The organism is Microbacterium timonense, from assembly GCF_900292075.1.
Classification (GTDB): Bacteria; Actinomycetota; Actinomycetes; order Actinomycetales; family Microbacteriaceae; genus Microbacterium; species Microbacterium timonense.
In genome coordinates, this window is record NZ_OLMV01000001.1 from 302,870 (window position 1) to 322,164 (window position 19,295).

Below are 19,295 nucleotides of genomic sequence, written 5' to 3' on the forward strand. Positions count from 1 at the left end.
TCCTCAGCTGCCGGGTCGGACCGTGAGCTCCGAGACGACGGCGTCGCGAGGCAGATCGAGCGCGGCGAGGATCGTCGTGGCCACCGACTCGGGCGCGATCCAGCGCGTCGGATCGTAGTCGGCCCCCTCCTGCCGGTGCACCTTCTCCTGCATGGGGGTCGCCGTGCGTCCCGGGTAGACCGTCGTCACGCGGACACCGGTGTCTCGTTCCTCTTCCCGGAGCGCATCCGCGATGGCGCGCACCGCGAACTTGCTGGCCGCATACGAGCCCCACTCCGGGCTCACCCGCAATCCCGCGCCCGAGTTCACGAAGACCACGTGACCGCGCGCCGCCCGCAGCGCCGGCAGCATGAGCCGTGTCAGCTCGGCCGGACCCACGGCGTTCACGTCCAGCTGCTGCTGCCAGGTGGCCACGGATGTCTCGGCGACGGGCCCGAGCTCCACGACTCCGGCGACGTGGATGAGCGCGTCGACTCGGGAAGGGACGGTCTGGTGGCCGAACGCCCACGAGAGGCGCCCAGGATCCGCCAGATCTCCGACGAGCGTCCGTGCACCGGCGTACCGCTCCCGGAGCTGCGCGGCCCTGCCGGCGTCCCGCGCGAGGAGCCACAGTTCGTCACCCCGCTCGGCGAGCCGGGCGGCCAGCGCGGCGCCGATGCCCGAACCGGCGCCCGTGACGAGACAGGTGGCCACTCAGACCTCCTCGCCGCGCGCGGCGGCAGCATCGCGGCCGGGCGCCAGCGTCCGCACGGGCAGCGGATCGGGCCGCTTGGGTGAGATGTCGTCGCCGGACGACTGATGACGCAGCCGCCGCAGCACCCACGGGACGAGGTACTCGCGGGCCCACACCAGGTCGACGGCGCGGGCCTCGCGCCACGTGCGCAGCGGCAGCGGGTCGGGTTGCATCGGCTGCAGGTCGTTGGGCACATTGAGGGCGCGCAGCACCATGCGCGCGACCTCGTGGTGGCCGAGCGCGTTGTAGTGCAGGCGGTCGTCGTCGAAGAAGCGCATGTCCTGCACCTCCTTCAGCGCCCACTGGTCGGCGACGATGCAGTCGTACCTGTCGGCGATGGCCCGGATGTTCTCGTTGTAGATCGCCACTTTGCCGCGGATGCCACGGAACACCGGCGTGAAGGCGGTGTCGATGCCCGTGAAGACCACGACCGTCGCACCCTCGCGTGAGAGCCGTACCACCGCGTCCTCGAAGAGCTGGGCGATCACATCCGGGTCGCCGTTGGGCCGGATGACGTCGTTGCCTCCCGCGGAGAACGTCACCAGATCAGGCTTCAGCGCGATCGCCGGCTCCACCTGCTCGGCCACGATCTGACCGATGAGGCGTCCCCGGATCGCCAGGTTCGCGTATGCGAAGTCGTCGACCTGTTCCGAGAGCACCTCGGCCACGCGATCCGCCCAACCGCGCAGCCCGTTCGGAGACGACGGCTCCGGGTCGCCGACACCCTCGGTGAAGGAATCGCCGATCGCGACGTAACGGCGCCACGGGTGCGGCTCCGCGTTGGCGACGTAGGGGGTGCGGGCGTCTTCGCTGGTGGACATGCGTGTTCCGTTCCTCGGCTCGTGACCGAGAGTCAGGCTACCGCGCACCGTCCGGCGGCGGCTGTCGTGGTTCGGGCCCGGATGTCGCGAGGTTCGTCTATCGTGGTGACTCGTTGTCTTCGGGGGAGGTGTGATCGGTGACGGACGAATCCGCGATCGAATCGCCGCCCGCATCCACCGAATCCCCGACCGCATCGCTCGCCGCTCATGATGCGCCCGCGCACGGCGGTGAACCCCACATCGGCAGCTTCGCGGCGGAGCACCTCTCGCCGACCTACCCGCAGCGTGCGCCATGGGGCACCGCCCAGCGGCTGCGCGCGTGGCAGGCCGAGGCCCTTGATCTCTACTTCGGCATGGACGGCCCGGACGGACCGGGCGGCGGGCCGCGGGACTTCCTCGCGGCCGCCACGCCCGGCGCCGGCAAGACGACGTTCGCCCTGCGCCTGGCCAGCGAGCTCCTCCGGCGCCGCATCGTGAACCGCATCGTCGTGGTGGCCCCGACCGAGCACCTGAAGACGCAGTGGGCGGATGCCGCCGCACGGGTGGGGATCCGGCTCGACCCCGCCTTCAGCAACCGCCATGCCACGCCCGCCCGGCAGTACCACGGGGTCGCCGTGACGTACGCGCAGGTCGCGGTGAAGGCATCCGTCCACCAGCGCCTCACGATGGACGCGCGCACGCTCGTGATCCTGGACGAGGTGCACCACGGCGGCGACGCCCTCAGCTGGGGCGATGCCCTGCGCGAGGCGTACAGTCGGGCGACCCGGCGGCTGCTGCTGTCGGGCACGCCGTTCCGCAGCGACACCGCCCCCATTCCGTTCGTGGAGTACCACCCGGATGAGAAGGGCATCCGGGTGTCGCGCACCGACTACGCCTACGGGTATCGGCGCGCCCTCGAAGACGGCGTCGTGCGTCCCGTGCTGTTCCTCGTCTACGCCGGTCACATGCGCTGGCGCACCAAGACGGGCGAGGAGATGGAGGCCCAGCTCGGGCAGGACAACACCAAGGACATCACGTCGCAGGCGTGGCGCACGGCCCTGGATCCACAGGGCGACTGGATCCCGGCGGTGCTGCGGTCCGCCGACCGGCGCCTCACCGAGGTGCGCGAGCACGTGCCGGATGCCGGCGGCCTGGTGATCGCCACGGATCAGACCGCCGCCCGCGCGTACGCCGCGATCCTGCACGAGATCTCGGGGGAGGCGCCCACCGTGGTCCTCTCGGATGAGGCCGAGGCCTCCGCCCGCATCGAGGAGTTCTCGAAGGCGACGACCCGCTGGATGGTCGCGGTGCGCATGGTCTCGGAGGGCGTGGACGTGCCGCGGCTGGCCGTGGGCGTGTACGCCACCAGCGCGTCGACGCCGCTCTTCTTCGCACAGGCCATCGGCCGTTTCGTGCGTGCCCGCCGCCGCGGTGAGACCGCGAGTGTGTTCCTGCCGAACGTCCCGCAGCTGCTCGCGCTGGCGGGGGAGATGGAGAGGCAGCGCGACCACGCGCTGGACAGGGACGCCGACGGCGACGACGAGTGGAACGCCGAAGAAGACCTCATGGATGCGGCGGAGCGCGAAGAGACCGCGTCCGACGCGCTCACCGAGGAGTTCACGTACCAGGCGCTGGGGTCGCTCGCGCACTTCGACCGCGTGCTCTTCGACGGCAAGGAGTTCGGACAGCTCGCGGTCCCGGGCACGCCGGAGGAAGAGGAGTTCCTGGGCATTCCGGGACTGCTCGAGCCGGACCAGGTGCACGAGGTGCTGATGTCGAGGGTCGCCCGGCAGTCGCGTCATCGCAGCGCGCGCGAGGCCCGCGCGCAGCGTCACGCAGAGGAGGCGGGCGCGGCCGGCGTGAAAGAGGAGCCGTCGCTGCCCCAGCCGCTGCACCGCACGCTCAAGGAGCAGCGTCAGCTGCTCAACAGCCTCGTGGGGCTGTACGCGCGTCAGTCGGGGGAGCCGCACGGGCTGGTCCATGCCGAGTTGCGCCGGATCTGCGGCGGTCCCGCCGTCTCCCACGCCACGGTCGCGCAGCTTCAGGCGCGCATCGACGTGCTCCGCAAGCGTGTCCGCTCCTGACCCCGAGAAGGGTCTCCGGCCTAGAATCCCCGCATGGCGGCGGCGTACTCGTTCGTCTCGCGATGGCGGATCCCGCAGCCGCCTGAGCAGGTGTGGGCCGAGCTCGAGCGCACACTGACCGGTCCGTCGGCTGCGACGATTCCGTGGTGGCCTGAGCTGTCGATCCCGATGCCGCCGCGGCGGCTGGCCCCGGGGGAGCGGATGGTGCTCGCGGTGCGGAGTCCGCTGGGCTACCGGCTGCGGGTGCGACTGGAACTGACATCGGTGGATGCCGGGCGCGCGCTGGCGGCCGCGAGCGAGGGCGACCTGCGCGGGACGGGGGAGGTCGTCATCGGCGGGCCTGCGCCGGAGGACCGGACGGGGGATCCGGCGGGCGCGGGGTGGTGCCTGGTCGCCTTCCGCTGGGACGTGCAGACCCGCCGACCGTGGATGAACGCCACCGCCTGGCTGCTGCGCCCGCTCTTCGAGCGCGCGCACGCGCGGGTCATGCGGCGTGGCGAGCGGGGCCTGCAGGCGTTGTGGGGGAGCGGCGCCGGTTCGGAACCCCGAAATGCTGGCAATCCACGCCCGACGGGCGGCCGCGGCGGTCGGGCTGACTAGCGTGGACGGGTCCCGATCCCGACTGGAGGCCCTGTGAGCGCGCCCGCCGCACCGACCGACCGCGATCGCCGCCGCTGGGCGAAGTACCTCGTGAACGAGCAGGCGGAGGCGCGCGTGTACCGACAGCTCGCCGATCGCCGCACCGGTGAGGAACGCGAGATCCTGCTCGCGCTGGCCGAGGCCGAGGGACGGCACGAAGCGCATTGGGTCGAGCTGCTCGGCGCGACGCCGACGCGGCTGCCGCATCCCGACGTGCGCACGCGCCTGCTCGGCTGGATGGCCAGGCGCTTCGGCTCGATCTTCGTGCTCGCGCTGGCCCAGAACGCCGAGGCGCGCTCCCCGTACGACGACGAGCCCTTCGCGACGTCGCGGATGGCCGCGGACGAGAAGATCCACCACGAGGTCGTGCGCGGTCTCGCCGCGCGCGGACGTCGCCGTCTGTCCGGCACGTTCCGTGCAGCCGTCTTCGGGGCGAACGACGGCCTGGTGTCGAACCTGGCGCTGGTGATGGGGATCGGCGCGACGGGCGTGCCGAGCCAGTTCGTGCTGTTCAGCGGCATCGCCGGGCTCCTCGCCGGGGCCCTGTCGATGGGAGCCGGCGAGTTCGTCTCGGTGCGCTCGCAGCGCGAGCTGCTGGCAGCCACCGAGCCGAGCGATTACGCCGACGGGGCGATTCCGCACCTCGACATCGATGCCAACGAACTGGCCCTCGTCTACCGCACGCGCGGGATGCCGGAGACGGAGGCGTCCGCCCGCGCCCGGCGCGTGGTCGAGGCGGCCCGCGCTGCCGGCCAGGGCCGAGCAGACACCGGTGCCATCGCGATCGCCGACCACGGCAACGTGGTCGGCGGCGCGTGGGCGGCAGCGCTGTCGAGCTTCCTCTTCTTCGCCTCCGGCGCGATCATCCCCGTGCTGCCGTGGCTCTTCGGGCTGTCGGGGTTGACGGCGGTCGTGGTGGCCCTGCTGCTGGTGGGCGTGGCGCTGATGTCGACCGGCGCCGCGGTGGGGCTGCTCTCCGGCGCATCGCCGCTTCGCCGCGCACTGCGGCAGCTCGGGATCGGCTTCGGGGCGGCGGCTGTCACGTACGTGCTCGGGCTGGTCTTCGGGGTGTCGATGGGCTGACGCGCCCGGGGGTCTGCGGATTCGTTCCGCGACCCCCGACGTGGTAGTGTCATTCCTCGGTTGCAAAACCGGAAACCACCTGCGCGGGTGGCGGAATAGGTAGACGCGCTAGCTTGAGGTGCTAGTGCCCGTATAGGGCGTGGGGGTTCAAGTCCCCCCTCGCGCACATGAGGTCGAAGGCCCCCGAGAGGGGGCCTTCGCCGTTTCCCGTCCGATCGAGACGATAGGTTTGAGCGCATGCCCGAAGCCGAACTCCCGGAAGTCGCCGCGCTGGCGCAGGACCTGATCCGCTTCGACACGACGAACCACGGCGGCGGTCGGGCCGCCGGCGAACGGGAGGCGGCGGAATACGTCGGGGCGTATCTGGAACGCCTCGGACTGAGGCCTCAGTTCTATGAGCCGATCCCGCGGCGTACGAACGTGATGGCCCGTGTCCCCGGCCGTGACGGCAGCAAGCCCGCACTGGTGCTGCACGGACACCTGGACGTGGTCCCCGCGATCGCGGAGGACTGGAGCGTGGACCCCTTCGCCGGCGTCGTCAAGGACGGCATGCTGTGGGGGCGCGGCGCGGTCGACATGAAGGACATGGACGCCATGATCCTCGCCTCCGTCGCCGACATCCTGCGCGCGGGCGACCAGCCCGAGCGCGACCTGGTGCTGGCGTTCTTCGCCGACGAGGAGAACGGTGGCGTCGAGGGCTCGGCACTGGTCGTCGAGAACCGGCCGGAGTGGTTCGAGGGGGCGACCGAGGCGATCAGCGAGGTCGGCGGGTACTCGATCCCGCTGGGTGAGCGTCACGCCTACCTGCTGCAGGTGGGTGAGAAGGCGCTGGTGTGGATCCGCCTGGTCGCCCGCGGCCGTGCCGCGCACGGCTCGAGCTTCCACGCCGACAACGCCGTCACGCGTCTGGCCGAGGCGGTCGCGGCGCTGGGCCGCACGGCGTGGCCGGTCACCCTGACCGAGACCACGCGGGAGATGACCCAGCGGCTCGCGGAGCTGACCGGCCGCAGCCCGCACGACGCGGATGCCGTCGCACAGGCCGCGGGTGCAGCATCCGGGTTCCTCCGCTCGACGCTGCGGACGACGACGAATCCGACCGGGCTGGTGGCCGGCTACAAGCACAACGTCATCCCCGACCGCGCCGAGGCGCTCATCGACGTCCGCGTGCTGCCCGGCACGGAACAGGCGGCGCTGGCCGAGATCGCACGGATCGTGGGCGACGACGTGGAGGTGCAGGTCGTCCACCAGGACATCGGTCTGGAGGTGCCGTTCGCGGGCGACCTCGTCGACGCGATGGTCGCGGCGCTCGGGCGCCACGATCCCGACGCGCCCGTCGTGCCGTATCTCATGGGCGGCGGCACCGACAACAAGGCGCTCGCGGCGCTCGGCATCGCCGGCTACGGGTTCGCACCGCTGCGGCTGCCGTCCGAGCTGGATTTCACCGGCATGTTCCACGGCGTGGACGAGCGGGTGCCGATCGACGCGCTGACGTTCGGTCAGGCCGTGCTCACCGACCTGCTCCGCACCTACTGAGAATGGACGGATGCCGCCGGCAGCGGCATCCGCACGGCTGAAAGGCGCCCATGCTTCTCGAAGCGATCATCCTCGGCTTCGTCCAGGGACTGACCGAGTTCCTCCCGATCTCGTCGAGCGCGCACCTGCGCATCCTGGGGGAGTTCCTGCCCTCCGCGCAGGACCCGGGCGCCGCCTTCACCGCCATCACCCAGATCGGCACCGAGGCGGCCGTCGTGGTGTTCTTCTGGCGCGACATCGTACGGATCATCGGCCACTGGTTCCGTGCGCTGTTCGGCCGTATCCCGCGCAACGACCCGGACGCGCGGCTCGGGTGGCTCATCATCGTGGGCAGCATCCCGATCGTCGTGCTGGGGCTGCTGTTCCAGGACCAGATCGAGACGGTGCTGCGGTCGCTGTGGATGACCGCGGGCATGCTGATCTTCTTCGGCGTGCTGCTGGGCATCGCCGATCACGTCGGCGCGAAGAAGCGCAAGCTGAAAGACATGACGATCGGTGACGGCGTCGTCTACGGCCTCGCGCAGTCGCTCGCCCTCATCCCGGGTGTCTCGCGGTCGGGGGGCACGATCACCGCCGGTCTGTTCCTGGGATACGAGCGTGCCGCGGCCGCCCGCTACGCCTTCCTGCTGGCGATCCCGGCGGTGTTCGGGAGCGGGTTCTTCCAGCTGTTCAAGAGCCTCGACGAGCCGGGGGTGTTCACCCTCGGCGAGACCGCGGTCGCCACGGTGGTGGCGTTCGTGGTGGCGCTCGGGGTGATCGCGTTCTTCATGAACTGGATCTCCAAGCACAGCTTCCTGCCGTTCGTGGTTTATCGCGTCGCGGTGGGTTCCCTGCTGCTCGTGCTCCTGAGCATGGGCGTCATCCACGCCTGAGCGGAGGGCACGCGGGGCGTCATCCCGAGGTCGTCGAAGCGCGCTTCGACGACCGGGAACGGTCAGCGGCGCGGGTCGTCGCGCCCGGGCTTGGTCGGCCCGTCGCCCGGCCGGCCGTCGGTGCGGCGCAGGTACCGCTCGAACTCCTGCGCGATGGCATCGCCGGACGCCTCAGGCGAGTCCCAGGTGTCGCGCGTGCGCTCGAGTTGGCGGATGTACTCGGTCATCTCCTCGTCGTCGGCCGCGGCGGCGTCGATCGACGCCTCCCACGCGGCCGCCTCGGTCGCCAGGTCGCCGCGGGGCACCGGCGCACCGGTGATGTCCTCGAGCTTGTCCAGCAGCGCCAGCGTCGCCTTCGGCGACGGGGTGTGCCCTGCGACGTAGTGCGGCACGCTCGCCCACAGGCTGGCGGTGGGGATGCCGGCGCGCTCTGCCGCGTCGCCCAGCACGCTGAGGATGCCGACGGGGCCCTCATACGTGCTGCGCTCGAGGTCGAGTGCAGTACGCAGCGCCTCGTTGTCGCTGCCGCCGAACACCGAGATGGGCCGGGTGTGCGGAACGTCGGACATCATGGAGCCGATCGCGACGAAGCCGGTGATGTCCTCCCGGAGGGCGACATCGATGAACTCCGATGAGAACGCCTGCCAGGCCCTGGCGGGCTCCACGCCGGTGAGCAGCCAGAGCTGGGTGCCCCGGGTCGCATGCGCGGGGCGCAGCAGCGTCGCCTCCGGCCACCGCAGCGACCGGCGGCCCTCGCCGTCCAGCGCGACATGAGGCCGGGTGTACTGGTAGTCGAAGTACAGCTCGGGATCGACGGAGAACACGCTCTCGTACTGACCGCCTTCGCGCAGATGCGTGAGGGCGGACGAAGCGGCCTCACCGGCGTCGTTCCATCCGTCGAACGCGGCGACGAGTACCCGGCGACCCAGTCCGTCCACGAGACCTCCTCCACCCGCGTGCACTGCGGGTCTCTCCAGGATAGGCCCCCCTCTCCGTCGGGGGCCGGAGTCGCGTCGGTAGGATTGCACGGTGAACGCGCCCCGACTCGCCGCCGTCCTCTGGGACATGGACGGCACTCTCGTCGACACCGAGCCGTATTGGATGGCGGCGGAGACACCGCTCATCGAGAGCTTCGGGGGCACCTGGTCGCACGAGCAGGCGCTGAGCCTGGTCGGCCTGGGCCTGGAGGACTCCGCCCGGATCCTGCAGGAGACCGGCGTGCGCATGAGCACGGACGCGATCGTCGACCACCTCACCGACGAGGTGATGCGTCAGCTCGCCGTGACCGGCGTGCCGTTCCGCCCGGGGGCGCGGGAGCTGCTGGCCGACCTGCGCGCGGCGGGGGTCAAGACGGCTCTGGTCACCATGTCGATGCGGCGCATGGCCCGGACGGTGGTCGACCTCATCGACTTCGAGGCGTTCGATGTCGTCATCGCGGGTGATGATGCGACCCGCCCGAAGCCCTTCCCCGATCCGTACCTGCAGGCCTGCGACGCGCTCGGAGTCGAGCCGGCGTCGACGGTGGCCATCGAGGACTCGCCCAACGGGCTGCGCTCCGCGCTGGCGTCCGGGGCGTCGGTCATCGGCGTGCCGCTCATGGTGTCGCTGACGGGCGTCGGCGCCCATGCGGTGTGGGAGACGCTGGAAGGGCGCACGGCAGCCGATGTCTCGGCCTTCCACGCGGCTCACCGTTCGACCCTGCACGGCACGCGCGCTGTCGAGGAGGCCACGCGATGACGACCGAACGCGATGCACCGGAACGCCCTCGCGGTCCGTTCCGCCTCGGGGACCGCGTGCAGCTCACGGGTCCGAAGGGGCGCCTGCACACCATCACGCTGCGCGAGGACGGTGAGCTCCACACCCACCACGGCGTGCTGAGGCACGCGCAGCTGGTCGGACAGCCCGACGGCTCGGTGGTGGCCAACAGCGGCGGCCACGAATACCTCGCGCTGCGCCCGCTGCTGCGCGACTTCGTGATGTCGATGCCGCGCGGGGCCGCGATCGTGTACCCGAAGGATGCCGCGCAGATCCTCGCCGAAGCCGACATCTTCCCGGGCGCCACGGTGGTGGAGGCCGGGGTTGGATCCGGCGCGCTGTCACTGTGGCTGCTCCGTGCGATCGGCGCGGAGGGCCGGCTGGTGTCGTTCGAGCGTCGAGAGGACTTCGCCGCGGTCGCGCGCGCCAACGTGGAGACCTTCACGGGGGAGGTGCCGGCGAACTGGGACGTCGTCGTCGGCGATCTCACCGAGCAGCTCGGCGAGACCGTGGCTGCGGCATCCGTCGATCGCGTCGTGCTCGACATGCTGGCACCGTGGGAGTGCATCGATGCGGTCGCCGACGCGCTCACGCCCGGCGGGGTCGTGGTCTGCTACGTGGCCACCGCGACCCAGCTGAGCCGGGTCGCGGAGTACATCCGCGGCACCGGCCTGTTCACCGAGCCCGATGCCAACGAGACGATGGTCCGCGGCTGGCACGTCGAGGGACTCGCCGTGCGGCCCGACCACCGCATGGTCGCGCACACCGGCTTCCTGGTGTGGGCACGTCGGCTGGCGCCCGGTGCGATCGCGCCCGAGGTCAAGCGCCGCGCCTCTAAGTCCAGCTACGGCGACGAGGACGTCGAGCTGTGGACTCCGGGCGCCGTCGGCGACCGGGAGATCACCGACAAGAACCTCCGCAAGCGCGTGCGTGAGGCCGAGCGGGCCGCCGAAGGAGCCCGCCGGGCCGCGGGGCGCACAGAGGCGCCGGACGCCCCGTGAGGCTGCGCGGCGACGCGTGAGCCGCCTCGAGCGCACGGCATCGCGTCGACGCGCATCTAGACTGTTCCGGTGCGCAAGTTCCCCGCTGCCCTCCTCGTCCTGGGACTGGTGACCGTCGGTCTCACCGGATGCTCGCTGTCCGGGTCGGCCGCCGCGGACTGCTCCCGCCCGGAGGTGACCGACACGGAGGTGATGAACCTCATCGACGTCACCGGCGACACCGACGAGCAGCCCGAGGTCGACATCTACACGCCGCTGCACGCGCCGCACCTCGCCTTCGAGGACGTCGTCACCGGCGACGGCACCGCGATCACGTCGCCGGACCAGCTGATGGTGGTCGACGTGGCGCTCTTCAACGGCACGACGGGGGAGCCGATCGTCGCCACCGCCTACGACGGCGACCTGACCCGCGTCTCGTCGCCGTCCCAGTGGGCCACGAACTTCCTGGGCTTCGAGGATGCGCTGCACTGTGCGACGGAGGGCTCCCGTGTGGCCGTCGCCCTCTCGCCCGACGACCTGGCGCCCGATGTCGCCTCGGGCTTTGGGCTCGAGGACGACGACACGGTCGTCGCCGTGGTGGACCTGCGAAAGGTGTACCTCGCCGCTGCCGACGGGCAGAACCAGTTCAACAGCGGCTTCGGGCTGCCCAGCGTCGTCCGCGCCCCCGACGGGCGCCCGGGTCTGATCATCCCCGACAGCGCGCCTCCCACGGACGTCGTGGTGCAGACGCTCAAGAAGGGCTCCGGCCCCGAGGTCACCGGCGACCAGCCGGTGCGCGTCCACTACACCGGCGTCGTCTGGGGTGAGGACGAAGCGTTCGACACGACGTGGGACGCGCAGCCGGCATCCGTCACCCTCGACGGGGTGGTGCCCGGGTTCGCGGAAGCACTGAAGGGGCAGACGGTCGGTTCGCAGGTGCTCGTGGTGGTGCCGCCGGACCAGGGCTACGGCGACCAGTCGCATGCCGGCGTGCCCGCGGGTTCGACGCTCGTGTTCGTCATCGACATCCTGGGTCTCGACGCGGTCCCGCAGGAGTGAGGCGGGGTCGCCGTCAGGATCGCTCGCGCGCGTGGGGCTCCGCCGCGCCCGCGGAGGCGGCCCTAAGATAGGCGGGTGCCTGCCACTGCTGCCGCGAAGATCCCGCCCGAGGAGCGCCTGGTCAACCTCGTGGTGGCGCTCATCGCGACCGATCAGGGGCTGACGAAGGACACCATCCTGACGTCGGTCGCGGGCTATCGCGAGCAGAGCGAGGCGGGTGCGTCCAAGGACGCCCTCGAGAAGATGTTCGAGCGCGACAAAGAGGCGCTGCGCGGCCTCGGGGTGCCCATCGAGACCATCGGCGACTGGGCCGACCCCGACGATCTGCGTGAAGCGCGGTATCGCGTGCCCACGGCGGAGTACGAACTGCCGGAGGACATCGTCTTCACGCCCGCCGAACTCGCACTCCTCACCTTGGCCGGGGGAGTGTGGAGCGAGAGCTCCATGTCGGACGACGCGCGCAGCGGGCTGCGGAAGATCCGCGCGCTCGGAGACCTCGTCGACGAGCCGATCATCGGCTTCTCCCCGCGGCTGAGCCTGCGCGACCCGGCGTTCCCGGTGCTGCAGCAGGCCATCGAGCAGAGCCGGGTCGTCACCTTCCCGTATCTGAAGCCCGGCGAGGGTGCCCCGCGCACGCGCCGGGTGCAGCCGCTGGCGCTGGTCGAGTACGAGGCGCGCTGGCACGTCTTCGGCGTCGACCTCGACGTGCGCGCAGACCGCACCTTCCTCCTCTCACGCATCGTGGGCCCCGTGACCGTCACGCGCTCGTCCTTCGACCCGGCGCTGCGCGAGGGGGCCGGCGAACGTGCGCTGGCGGGGCTGGAGGACGTCGCCGCGCGGAACTCGGCGCTGCTGGAGGTCAACCCCGGGACCGAGGCGGCGCTGCGACTGGCCCGCCGCGCGCAGCCCGCGGAGCAGGGGATCCGTGTGCCGTACGTGGACGTGCACATCTTCGCCGATGAGCTCGCCTCGTACGGCCCGGAGGTGCGCGTGGTCGAGCCCGCCGAACTGCGGGATCGCGTGATCGACCGGCTCGCTGCCACACGTGATCTGCACGGAGGTGCGTCATGACCGCCCGCCGGCCTCTCGTCGCGACGGATCGTGCGGCCCTCATGCTGCAGCTGGTGCCGTACCTGGTGGGCAAGGGCGAAGTGTCGCTCGCCGAAGCGGCGGACGAGTTCGACGTGACGCCGGAGCAGATGCGGTCGATGGTCGAGAAGCTCACCGTGATCGGGCTGCCCGGCGACCGCGGCTACTGGCAGATGGCCAACGACCTGTTCGACATCGACTGGGATCTCCTGGACGAGCGCGACCTCATCGTCATCACGAACTCGGTCGGGCTCGAGCGGTCGCCGAAGCTCACCGCCCGGGAGGCCGCGGCCCTGCTCGCCGGCCTGCAGATGGCCCGGTCGATCCCGGGCGTGGGCGACACCGAGCTCTACGCGGGCCTCCTCGCCAAGCTCGCACGCGGCGCTTCCGGGACCCCCGCCGAGGTGATCCTGGCCCCTGAGCCGGTCGACGCCGTCCGGGACCTCGTGGCCGACGCCCTGCGCCGCGGGGTGGCGGTCTCCTTCACCTACAAGGCGCCCGATGCCGCTCCCACCACACGGACTGTCGATCCCGTGAAGGTCCACATCGCGAGCGGGCAGTGGTATCTGCAGGGCTGGTGCCATCTCCGGGAGGCGATGCGCACGTTCCACCTCGACCGGGTGAGCGACCTGGAGCTGACCGGCATCCCGAGCACGCACGCGGGGGAGCACGCGCCCGACTGGTTCGACTCCGACGCCGGCGACATCGTCGCGCGGATCCGGTTCGCCGAAGGCGTCGCACCGCTGCTGGGGGACTACCTGGACCGCGCGACCCTCGAGACGGTGCACGGTGTCACCACCGCGACCATGCGCGTGGCGGACGAGTTGAGCCTGCGCCGGCTCGCCGCCCGCCGCGGCGGGGCGGTCGAGGTCCTCGAGCCCGCCGGCGCACGGCGTGCGGTGGCGGAATGGGCCGAGGCGGGTCTGGCCCAATACCGGTGACGTCGGCGGGCCGCGAGCCGCAGCGGGTTACACTGTAGGCACATCCGCACCGACAAGGAGATTCCGCATGGGCGCATTCGGATGGCCGCATCTTCTGATCATCCTCGCGGTGATCCTGCTCCTCTTCGGGGCCGCGAAGCTCCCGGCTCTGGCCAAGAGCCTCGGCCAGTCCGCCCGGGTCTTCAAGGGCGAGATGAAGGCGATGAAGGAGGACGACAGCACGGCGAAGCCGAAGGCGGAGAACGTGTCGTCGGAGTCTCCGAAGGCCGACACCCCCGCGAGCTCGAGCAGCAGCACCGCAGACCCTTCGTCCTGACCCGCCGTGGTCACCACGGAACCACCGCGCATCGAGGAGCCTGAGCAGCCTCGGCGCGACAAGCGCATGTCCCTCGGGGGGCATCTGCGCGAACTCCGCAAGCGGTTCTTCATCGCCGCGATCGGCCTGATCGTCGGCATGGTCGTCGCCTTCGTCATCAGCGGCTGGGTGATCGACCTCCTCTCGCAGCCGATCGTGCAGATCGCAGAAGAGCGCGGGGACCAGTACATCGCGCTCAACTTCACGACCGTCTCCAGCGGCTTCGACCTGCACATGCGGATCGCGTTCGCGATCGGCCTGCTGATCTCGGCTCCCGTCTGGCTGTGGCAGATCTGGGCGTTCGTCATGCCGGGGCTGACCCGCAAGGAGATCCGCTACACGGTGGGCTTCCTCGCCGCCGCCATCCCGCTGTTCGTGGCCGGACTGTACGTCGGCTGGCTCATCATGCCCCACATGGTGGTGCTGATGTCCAACTTCGTGCCCAACGATCAGGGCATCGCGCAGTTCTACGACTACGCCACGTACTACGACTTCGTCTTCAAGCTGCTTCTCGTGATCGGCGTATCGTTCGTCACCCCCGTGTTCCTGGTGGCGCTGAACCTCGCAGGCGTCGTGTCCGGACGCGGCATCCTCAAGGGCTGGCGCGTCGCGATCATCGTGATCACCGTCTTCGCAGCCGCCGCCACTCCCGCCGCCGATGTGACCTCGATGCTGCTGCTGGCGGGCATCCTCTGCGTCCTGTACTTCGCCGCCGTGGGACTGTCGATGCTGTTCGACCGCCGCAAGGCCCGGCGTGACGCCACGCTGCTGCCGCCCGAGGCGACCGCGTGAGCGACGGCGATCCGGCCGAGCGGTACGCGCGAGCCCGCGAGACGGCCCGTCTGGAGCGCACCCACCCGATCACGGCCGACTTCGCGGCGTCCCAGCGGTTCACGCTCGACCCGTTCCAGATCGAGGGATGCCGCGCGCTCGAGGAGGGGCGGAGCGTGCTGGTGGCCGCTCCGACCGGCGCCGGCAAGACGATCGTGGGCGAGTTCGCGGTGCACCTGGCGATGCGGGAGCCCGGCGACAAGGCCTTCTACACCACCCCGATGAAGGCCCTGTCGAACCAGAAGTTCCGGGAGCTTCAGGAGGTGTACGGCCCCGAGGAGGTGGGGCTGCTCACGGGCGACACGAACATCAACGGCAACGCCCGCGTCGTCGTCATGACGACCGAGGTCCTGCGGAACATGCTGTACGCCGACTCGCCGGCGCTGCGGGGACTCCGCTACGTCGTGATGGACGAGGTCCATTACCTGGCGGATCGGTTCCGTGGCGCGGTGTGGGAGGAGGTCATCATCCACCTCGCGCCGAGCGTGCGGCTGGTGTCGCTGTCGGCGACCGTGTCCAATGCCGAGGAGTTCGGAGACTGGCTCGACACGGTGCGTGGCGACACCGAGGTGATCGTCTCGGAGACCCGCCCGGTGCCGCTGGAGCAGCACGTCCTCGTGCGGGGTGATCTGCTGCCGTTGTTCGACGACCGCGCCGGGGTGGCGACGGCGCAGGTGAACCAGGAGCTCATGCGGATCCGCTCGTTCAAGGGCTCGCACTTCGAGAACAACCGCTCGGCGCAGGCGTCGCTCAGTGCGCGTCACGCGGGGTTCGAGGCATCCCGTCGCCGCCCGAACCGTGGCGGGCGACGCCCGGTGCGATCGGCGAACGTGCAGCGGATCGAGCGCATGGATCGTCCGGACGTGGTCGAGCTACTGTCGCGCGCCAACCTGCTGCCGGCGATCTTCTTCATCTTCAGCCGGGCCGGCTGCGACGCCGCCGTGCAGCAGGTGCGGCGGTCGGGTGTGCGACTGACGTCGCAGGAGGAGCGCCGCGAGATCCGCGCGATCGTCGAGGAACGCACTCGCAACCTCCTGGAGGAGGATCTGGCCGTCCTGCGGTACTGGGAATGGCGGGACAACCTCGAGCGGGGCGTCGCCGCGCACCACGCCGGCCTGCTGCCCGCCTTCAAGGAGGTCGTCGAGGAGCTCTTCCAGCGCAAGCTCGTGAAGGTCGTCTTCGCGACGGAGACGCTCGCGCTCGGCATCAACATGCCCGCCCGCACCGTCGTGCTGGAGAAGCTCGAGAAGTTCAACGGCGAGGCCAGGGTGGCGATCACCTCGGGGGAGTACACCCAGCTCACCGGGCGCGCCGGACGCCGGGGCATCGACGTCGAGGGCCACGCGGTGATCCAGTGGACGGAGGGGCTGGATCCGCAAGCGGTCGCTGCGCTGGCGTCGCGCCGCACGTATCCCCTCAACTCGAGCTTCCGGCCGACCTACAACATGGCCGTCAACCTCATCGACCAGTTCGGCCGGGGGAGGGCGCGCGAGATCCTGGAATCGTCGTTCGCCCAGTTCCAGGCCGATCGCGCGGTCGTGGGACTCGCGCGCCAGGTGCGCGACCAGGAGGAGTCGCTCGCCGGGTACGAGAAGGCGATGACGTGTGACCGCGGCGACTTCGCCGAGTACTCCGGCATCCGTCGTGAGCTCAGCGATCTCGAGAAGCTCAACCGCAAGGACGCGAACGCCTCCCGTCGCACCCGCGACGAACGACAGCGCCAGATCGCCGCCTTGCGCAAGCGCATGCAGCGTCATCCCTGCCACCAGTGCCCCGACCGCGAGCATCACGCGCGGTGGGCGGAGCGGTACTGGAAGCTCAAGCGCGAGATCGACAAGATGCGCCGTCAGATCGAGATGCGCACCGGCACGGTCGCCCGCGTCTTCGACCGGGTCGTCGATGTGCTCGGAGCTCTCGAGTACGTCACCGTGGCCGGTGACGGCACCACCGCTCTCACGGCGGCAGGGCGCACCATGCGTCGCATCTACGGCGATCGCGACCTCCTCGTCGCGGAATCGCTGCGCCGCGGCATCTGGCGAGACCTCGACGCCCCCTCGCTTGCGGCATTGGCCTGCTCGCTGGTGTACGAACCGCGACGCGACGATGCCGGCCCCGGTGAGAACAGGCTGCCGCGAGGCGCCTTCCGTCCCGCGTTCGACGCGACCCTCACCCTCTGGCAGGAACTGGACGACCTCGAGCGCGACCACCGGCTTCCCGGCACCGAGCCGGTTTCGGCCGGCCTCGCGCAGGCGATGCACACGTGGGCGCGCGGCGGCATGCTCGACCACGTCCTGCTGGAGGCCGACATGGCCGCGGGGGACTTCGTGCGCTGGGCGAAGCAGACCATCGACCTGCTCGACCAGCTCTCGCTGGTGGCCGATCAGCCCCTCGCCGGGGTCGCCCGCAAGGCGCTGGACGCAGTGCGTCGCGGCATCGTCGCGTACTCGGGCGTCTAGCGGAGTCGGGCTCGCGTGGGCTCGCTTAGGGTGGATCTCGTGCCGCCCGCTCCGCCTCAGCCTCGACTGACGCGGCCGCTGCTGCCGCTGTGGGCGGCGGTGCTGTGCGCGGCGGCGGGCGGTCTGCTGCTGTCCACGGCCTTTCCCGCACTGGCGTGGTGGCCGATGGTCTTCGTCGCTGTTCCGCTGGCACTCATGAGCTTGATCGGCCGGCGGATCTGGAGTGCGGGGCTGGTGGGCCTCGTGTTCGGGCTGGCCTTCTTCCTGGTCAACGTCTCTTTCACCGCACGCTATCTGGGCCCGGTGCCCTGGCTGGCGCTGTCGATCTTCGAGGCGGTGCTCACCGCCGTCGCCGCCATCCCCATCACACTGGCCTACCGGTGGCTGCCCAGAGTGCGAGATGGCGCGTGGGCGCGTCTGGTCGCCCTGCCCGCACTCGTGGCCGCGCTGTGGGTGCTGCGGGAGCAGCTGCTCGGAACGTGGCCGTACGGCGGATTCCCCTGGGGACGGGTCGGCATCACGCAGGCGGCGAGCCCTCTGGCGGAGGTAGCCTCGTGGGTCGGCGTCGCCGGGCTCTCGTTTCTCATCGTGTTCGTCTGCGCGAGCGCGGTCGAATGGGTGCGCCTGCGCCGCTACGGCGATCTGCGCACGGCGATCCCCGGCGTGGGAGTCCTCCTCGTGCTCGTCGTGATCCCGCAGTTCCCGACGACGGATGCCGGGAGCTTGCGCGTCGGCGCGGTGCAGGGCAACGGTCCCGCGGGCTACTTCGATGCGCGCGGCCGCAACGACGTCCTGAACGCCCAGCTGCAGGCGACCGCTCCGCTGTTCGGGGAGGACGTCGACGTGCTGCTGTGGCCGGAGGGCGGCGTCGACTCGGACCCGACGACGGACCCCGGCACGGCCACGACGCTGGATGCGCTGACGCAGCGGCTGGACGCGCCGCTGGTCGTCGCGGCGGTCACGCAGCGCGGGGACGAGTACTTCAACTCGTCGCTGCTGTGGGAACAAGACGCCGACAACCCCGTCGACGTGTACGACAAACGCCACCCGGTGCCCTTCGGCGAGTTCGTGCCCGACCGGTGGCTGTACCGCCAGTTCGCCCCCGACCTCATCGACCTGATCCAGCGGGAGTACACGCCGGGCGGAGCGCGGCCGTTCTTCGATGTGGACGGCGTGGGGGTCGGGCTCGCCATCTGCTTCGACGTGATCTACGACGACGTGGTCTGGGACGGTGCGCAGGACGGCGCCGAGCTGTTCATGTTCCAGACGAACAACGCCGACTTCCGCGGGACCGACGAGAACCTCCAGCAGCTGGCGTTCGCGCGCATGCGCGCCGTCGAGACGGGTCGTTCCGTGGTGAACATCTCGACGGTGGGAACCAGCCAGATCATCGCACCGGACGGCTCCGAGATCGCCGTGATCGCCGCTGACACGGCCGGTCACATGCTCGAGGACGTCCCGCTGCGCACGGGGCTCACACCCGCCGTGATCTTCGGGGGAGCGATTCAGCTCCTGCTCGTCGGGGGTGCCGCTGCGGCGCTCATCGCGCTCGGCGTCATCGGCCGAATCCGGCCCAGGAACGCGAAAACGCCGACCCCGTAGGGTCGGCGTCGCGCGTGGCTCGGCGTCAGGCGCTGAGCTTGTCGGTCTTGGACTCCTCGGTCGCACCGCGACGCGCACGGAGGTACGCGAGGCGCTCCTCGAGCAGCTCTTCGAGCTCGGGAATGGTGCGGCGCTCCAGAAGCATGTCCCAGTGGCTGCGGGGCGTCTTGTCGCCGGAGTGGTCGACCGTCGCGGTGCCTTCGCCGACGCGCAGCAGAGCCTCTGCGCCGCAGGTGCGGCACTCCCATGCCGGGGGGACCTCGGCGTCTGCCGCGAAGGTCAGGGTGGTGTCACGTCCGCACGACGTACACGTGTAGGTGTGCTGTGCGCGCTCATGGAACACGACGCCCTCTTCGCTCTGTAGGCTCTGGGCGCCGAGTCGGATGCCGCGCAGGCTGCGGTCTGCCATTGTGTGGTCCTCTCGTCGCTGTACAGGTATAACGAAGCGACCTGAGCGGATCATCCGAAGGGGGCCTGTTCATC

General features: G+C 70.7%; 18 protein-coding genes and 1 tRNA gene. 15 read left to right on the forward strand and 4 right to left on the reverse strand.

Going from position 1 to position 19,295, the window contains the following annotated elements:
* Positions 1 to 3: 3 nt before the first annotated feature.
* On the reverse strand, positions 4 to 693 hold the full coding sequence (locus tag C9992_RS01470) for an SDR family oxidoreductase (RefSeq protein WP_106813827.1): 690 nt from the start codon (positions 691 to 693) through the stop codon (positions 4 to 6).
* Positions 694 to 1,554 carry an SGNH/GDSL hydrolase family protein gene (locus tag C9992_RS01475; protein WP_106813828.1) on the reverse strand — a complete coding sequence of 287 codons (861 nt, stop codon included), beginning with the start codon at positions 1,552 to 1,554 and terminating at the stop codon, positions 694 to 696.
* A 239-nt stretch (positions 1,555 to 1,793) separates the two neighbouring features.
* Here C9992_RS01475 and C9992_RS01480 point away from each other — a divergent pair, with 239 nt between their 5' ends.
* The 6 genes from C9992_RS01480 (at position 1,794) to C9992_RS01505 (ending at position 7,744) form a co-directional block, all read left to right on the forward strand.
* Entirely contained in the window at positions 1,794 to 3,617 is a 1,824-nt protein-coding gene (locus tag C9992_RS01480; protein WP_106814574.1) for a DEAD/DEAH box helicase, read from the forward strand.
* 33 nt (positions 3,618 to 3,650) lie between these two features.
* Positions 3,651 to 4,217 carry an SRPBCC family protein gene (locus C9992_RS01485; RefSeq protein ID WP_106813829.1) on the forward strand — a complete coding sequence of 189 codons (567 nt, stop codon included), beginning with the start codon at positions 3,651 to 3,653 and terminating at the stop codon, positions 4,215 to 4,217.
* Between the two features lie 33 nt (positions 4,218 to 4,250).
* Positions 4,251 to 5,339, forward strand: a complete 1,089-nt coding sequence (locus tag C9992_RS01490) for a VIT1/CCC1 transporter family protein (protein WP_106813830.1) — start codon at positions 4,251 to 4,253, stop codon at positions 5,337 to 5,339.
* An 81-nt stretch (positions 5,340 to 5,420) separates the two neighbouring features.
* Positions 5,421 to 5,505 (forward strand) — tRNA-Leu (locus tag C9992_RS01495).
* 71 nt (positions 5,506 to 5,576) lie between these two features.
* Positions 5,577 to 6,872: a M20/M25/M40 family metallo-hydrolase gene (locus C9992_RS01500; RefSeq protein ID WP_106813831.1), complete on the forward strand. Its 1,296-nt coding sequence runs from the start codon at positions 5,577 to 5,579 to the stop codon at positions 6,870 to 6,872.
* A 50-nt stretch (positions 6,873 to 6,922) separates the two neighbouring features.
* On the forward strand, positions 6,923 to 7,744 hold the full coding sequence (locus C9992_RS01505; RefSeq protein WP_106813832.1) for an undecaprenyl-diphosphate phosphatase: 822 nt from the start codon (positions 6,923 to 6,925) through the stop codon (positions 7,742 to 7,744).
* Positions 7,745 to 7,806: 62 nt separating this feature from the next.
* Here C9992_RS01505 and C9992_RS01510 read toward each other — a convergent pair whose 3' ends face one another.
* Positions 7,807 to 8,682 (reverse strand): PAC2 family protein, encoded by an 876-nt coding sequence (locus tag C9992_RS01510; RefSeq protein ID WP_106813833.1) that lies wholly within the window; start codon positions 8,680 to 8,682, stop codon positions 7,807 to 7,809.
* Between the two features lie 91 nt (positions 8,683 to 8,773).
* Here C9992_RS01510 and C9992_RS01515 point away from each other — a divergent pair, with 91 nt between their 5' ends.
* The 9 genes from C9992_RS01515 (at position 8,774) to lnt (ending at position 18,812) form a co-directional block, all read left to right on the forward strand.
* Entirely contained in the window at positions 8,774 to 9,481 is a 708-nt protein-coding gene (locus C9992_RS01515; RefSeq protein ID WP_106813834.1) for an HAD family hydrolase, read from the forward strand.
* On the forward strand, positions 9,478 to 10,500 hold the full coding sequence (locus C9992_RS01520) for a tRNA (adenine-N1)-methyltransferase (protein ID WP_106813835.1): 1,023 nt from the start codon (positions 9,478 to 9,480) through the stop codon (positions 10,498 to 10,500). Before C9992_RS01515 ends, C9992_RS01520 begins: the two co-directional genes overlap by 4 nt.
* A 69-nt stretch (positions 10,501 to 10,569) precedes the next feature.
* Entirely contained in the window at positions 10,570 to 11,538 is a 969-nt protein-coding gene (locus C9992_RS01525; RefSeq protein ID WP_106813836.1) for an FKBP-type peptidyl-prolyl cis-trans isomerase, read from the forward strand.
* Between the two features lie 75 nt (positions 11,539 to 11,613).
* A complete protein-coding gene (locus C9992_RS01530) occupies positions 11,614 to 12,609 on the forward strand; it encodes a helix-turn-helix transcriptional regulator (protein WP_106813837.1) in 996 nt (331 codons plus the stop codon).
* Positions 12,606 to 13,568, forward strand: coding sequence for a helix-turn-helix transcriptional regulator (locus C9992_RS01535; protein ID WP_106813838.1), 963 nt, complete (start codon positions 12,606 to 12,608; stop codon positions 13,566 to 13,568). Before C9992_RS01530 ends, C9992_RS01535 begins: the two co-directional genes overlap by 4 nt.
* Before the next feature lie 67 nt (positions 13,569 to 13,635).
* On the forward strand, positions 13,636 to 13,884 hold the full coding sequence (gene tatA / locus C9992_RS01540; protein WP_106813839.1) for a Sec-independent protein translocase subunit TatA: 249 nt from the start codon (positions 13,636 to 13,638) through the stop codon (positions 13,882 to 13,884).
* A gap of 66 nt (positions 13,885 to 13,950) precedes the next feature.
* Complete coding sequence (tatC, locus tag C9992_RS01545; protein ID WP_106813840.1) at positions 13,951 to 14,715, forward strand: twin-arginine translocase subunit TatC; 765 nt, start codon at positions 13,951 to 13,953, stop codon at positions 14,713 to 14,715.
* Complete coding sequence (locus tag C9992_RS01550) at positions 14,712 to 17,210, forward strand: DEAD/DEAH box helicase (protein ID WP_106813841.1); 2,499 nt, start codon at positions 14,712 to 14,714, stop codon at positions 17,208 to 17,210. The genes tatC and C9992_RS01550 overlap by 4 nt, the downstream gene beginning before the upstream one ends.
* Before the next feature lie 39 nt (positions 17,211 to 17,249).
* Positions 17,250 to 18,812, forward strand: coding sequence for an apolipoprotein N-acyltransferase (gene lnt, locus C9992_RS01555; protein ID WP_200826199.1), 1,563 nt, complete (start codon positions 17,250 to 17,252; stop codon positions 18,810 to 18,812).
* Between the two features lie 25 nt (positions 18,813 to 18,837).
* On the opposite strand, the gene C9992_RS01560 is transcribed toward lnt, so the two are convergent.
* The gene (locus tag C9992_RS01560; RefSeq protein WP_106813842.1) at positions 18,838 to 19,221 is read right to left on the reverse strand and encodes an RNA polymerase-binding protein RbpA; all 384 of its coding nucleotides are present in this window, start codon (positions 19,219 to 19,221) and stop codon (positions 18,838 to 18,840) included.
* Between the last annotated feature and the right edge of the window lie 74 nt (positions 19,222 to 19,295).

Excerpts from the sequence above, each read along its gene's own strand:
- C9992_RS01520 (WP_106813835.1), top strand. The coding sequence starts at position 9,478 with ATGACGACCGAACGCGATGCACCGGAACGCCCTCGCGGTCCGTTCCGC.
- C9992_RS01560 (WP_106813842.1), bottom strand. The coding sequence starts at position 19,221 with ATGGCAGACCGCAGCCTGCGCGGCATCCGACTCGGCGCCCAGAGCCTA.
- C9992_RS01485 (WP_106813829.1), top strand. The coding sequence starts at position 3,651 with ATGGCGGCGGCGTACTCGTTCGTCTCGCGATGGCGGATCCCGCAGCCG.
- C9992_RS01535 (WP_106813838.1), top strand. The coding sequence starts at position 12,606 with ATGACCGCCCGCCGGCCTCTCGTCGCGACGGATCGTGCGGCCCTCATG.
- C9992_RS01475 (WP_106813828.1), bottom strand. The coding sequence starts at position 1,554 with ATGTCCACCAGCGAAGACGCCCGCACCCCCTACGTCGCCAACGCGGAG.
- tatA (WP_106813839.1), top strand. The coding sequence starts at position 13,636 with ATGGGCGCATTCGGATGGCCGCATCTTCTGATCATCCTCGCGGTGATC.
- tatC (WP_106813840.1), top strand. The coding sequence starts at position 13,951 with ATGTCCCTCGGGGGGCATCTGCGCGAACTCCGCAAGCGGTTCTTCATC.
- C9992_RS01500 (WP_106813831.1), top strand. The coding sequence starts at position 5,577 with ATGCCCGAAGCCGAACTCCCGGAAGTCGCCGCGCTGGCGCAGGACCTG.
- C9992_RS01505 (WP_106813832.1), top strand. The coding sequence starts at position 6,923 with ATGCTTCTCGAAGCGATCATCCTCGGCTTCGTCCAGGGACTGACCGAG.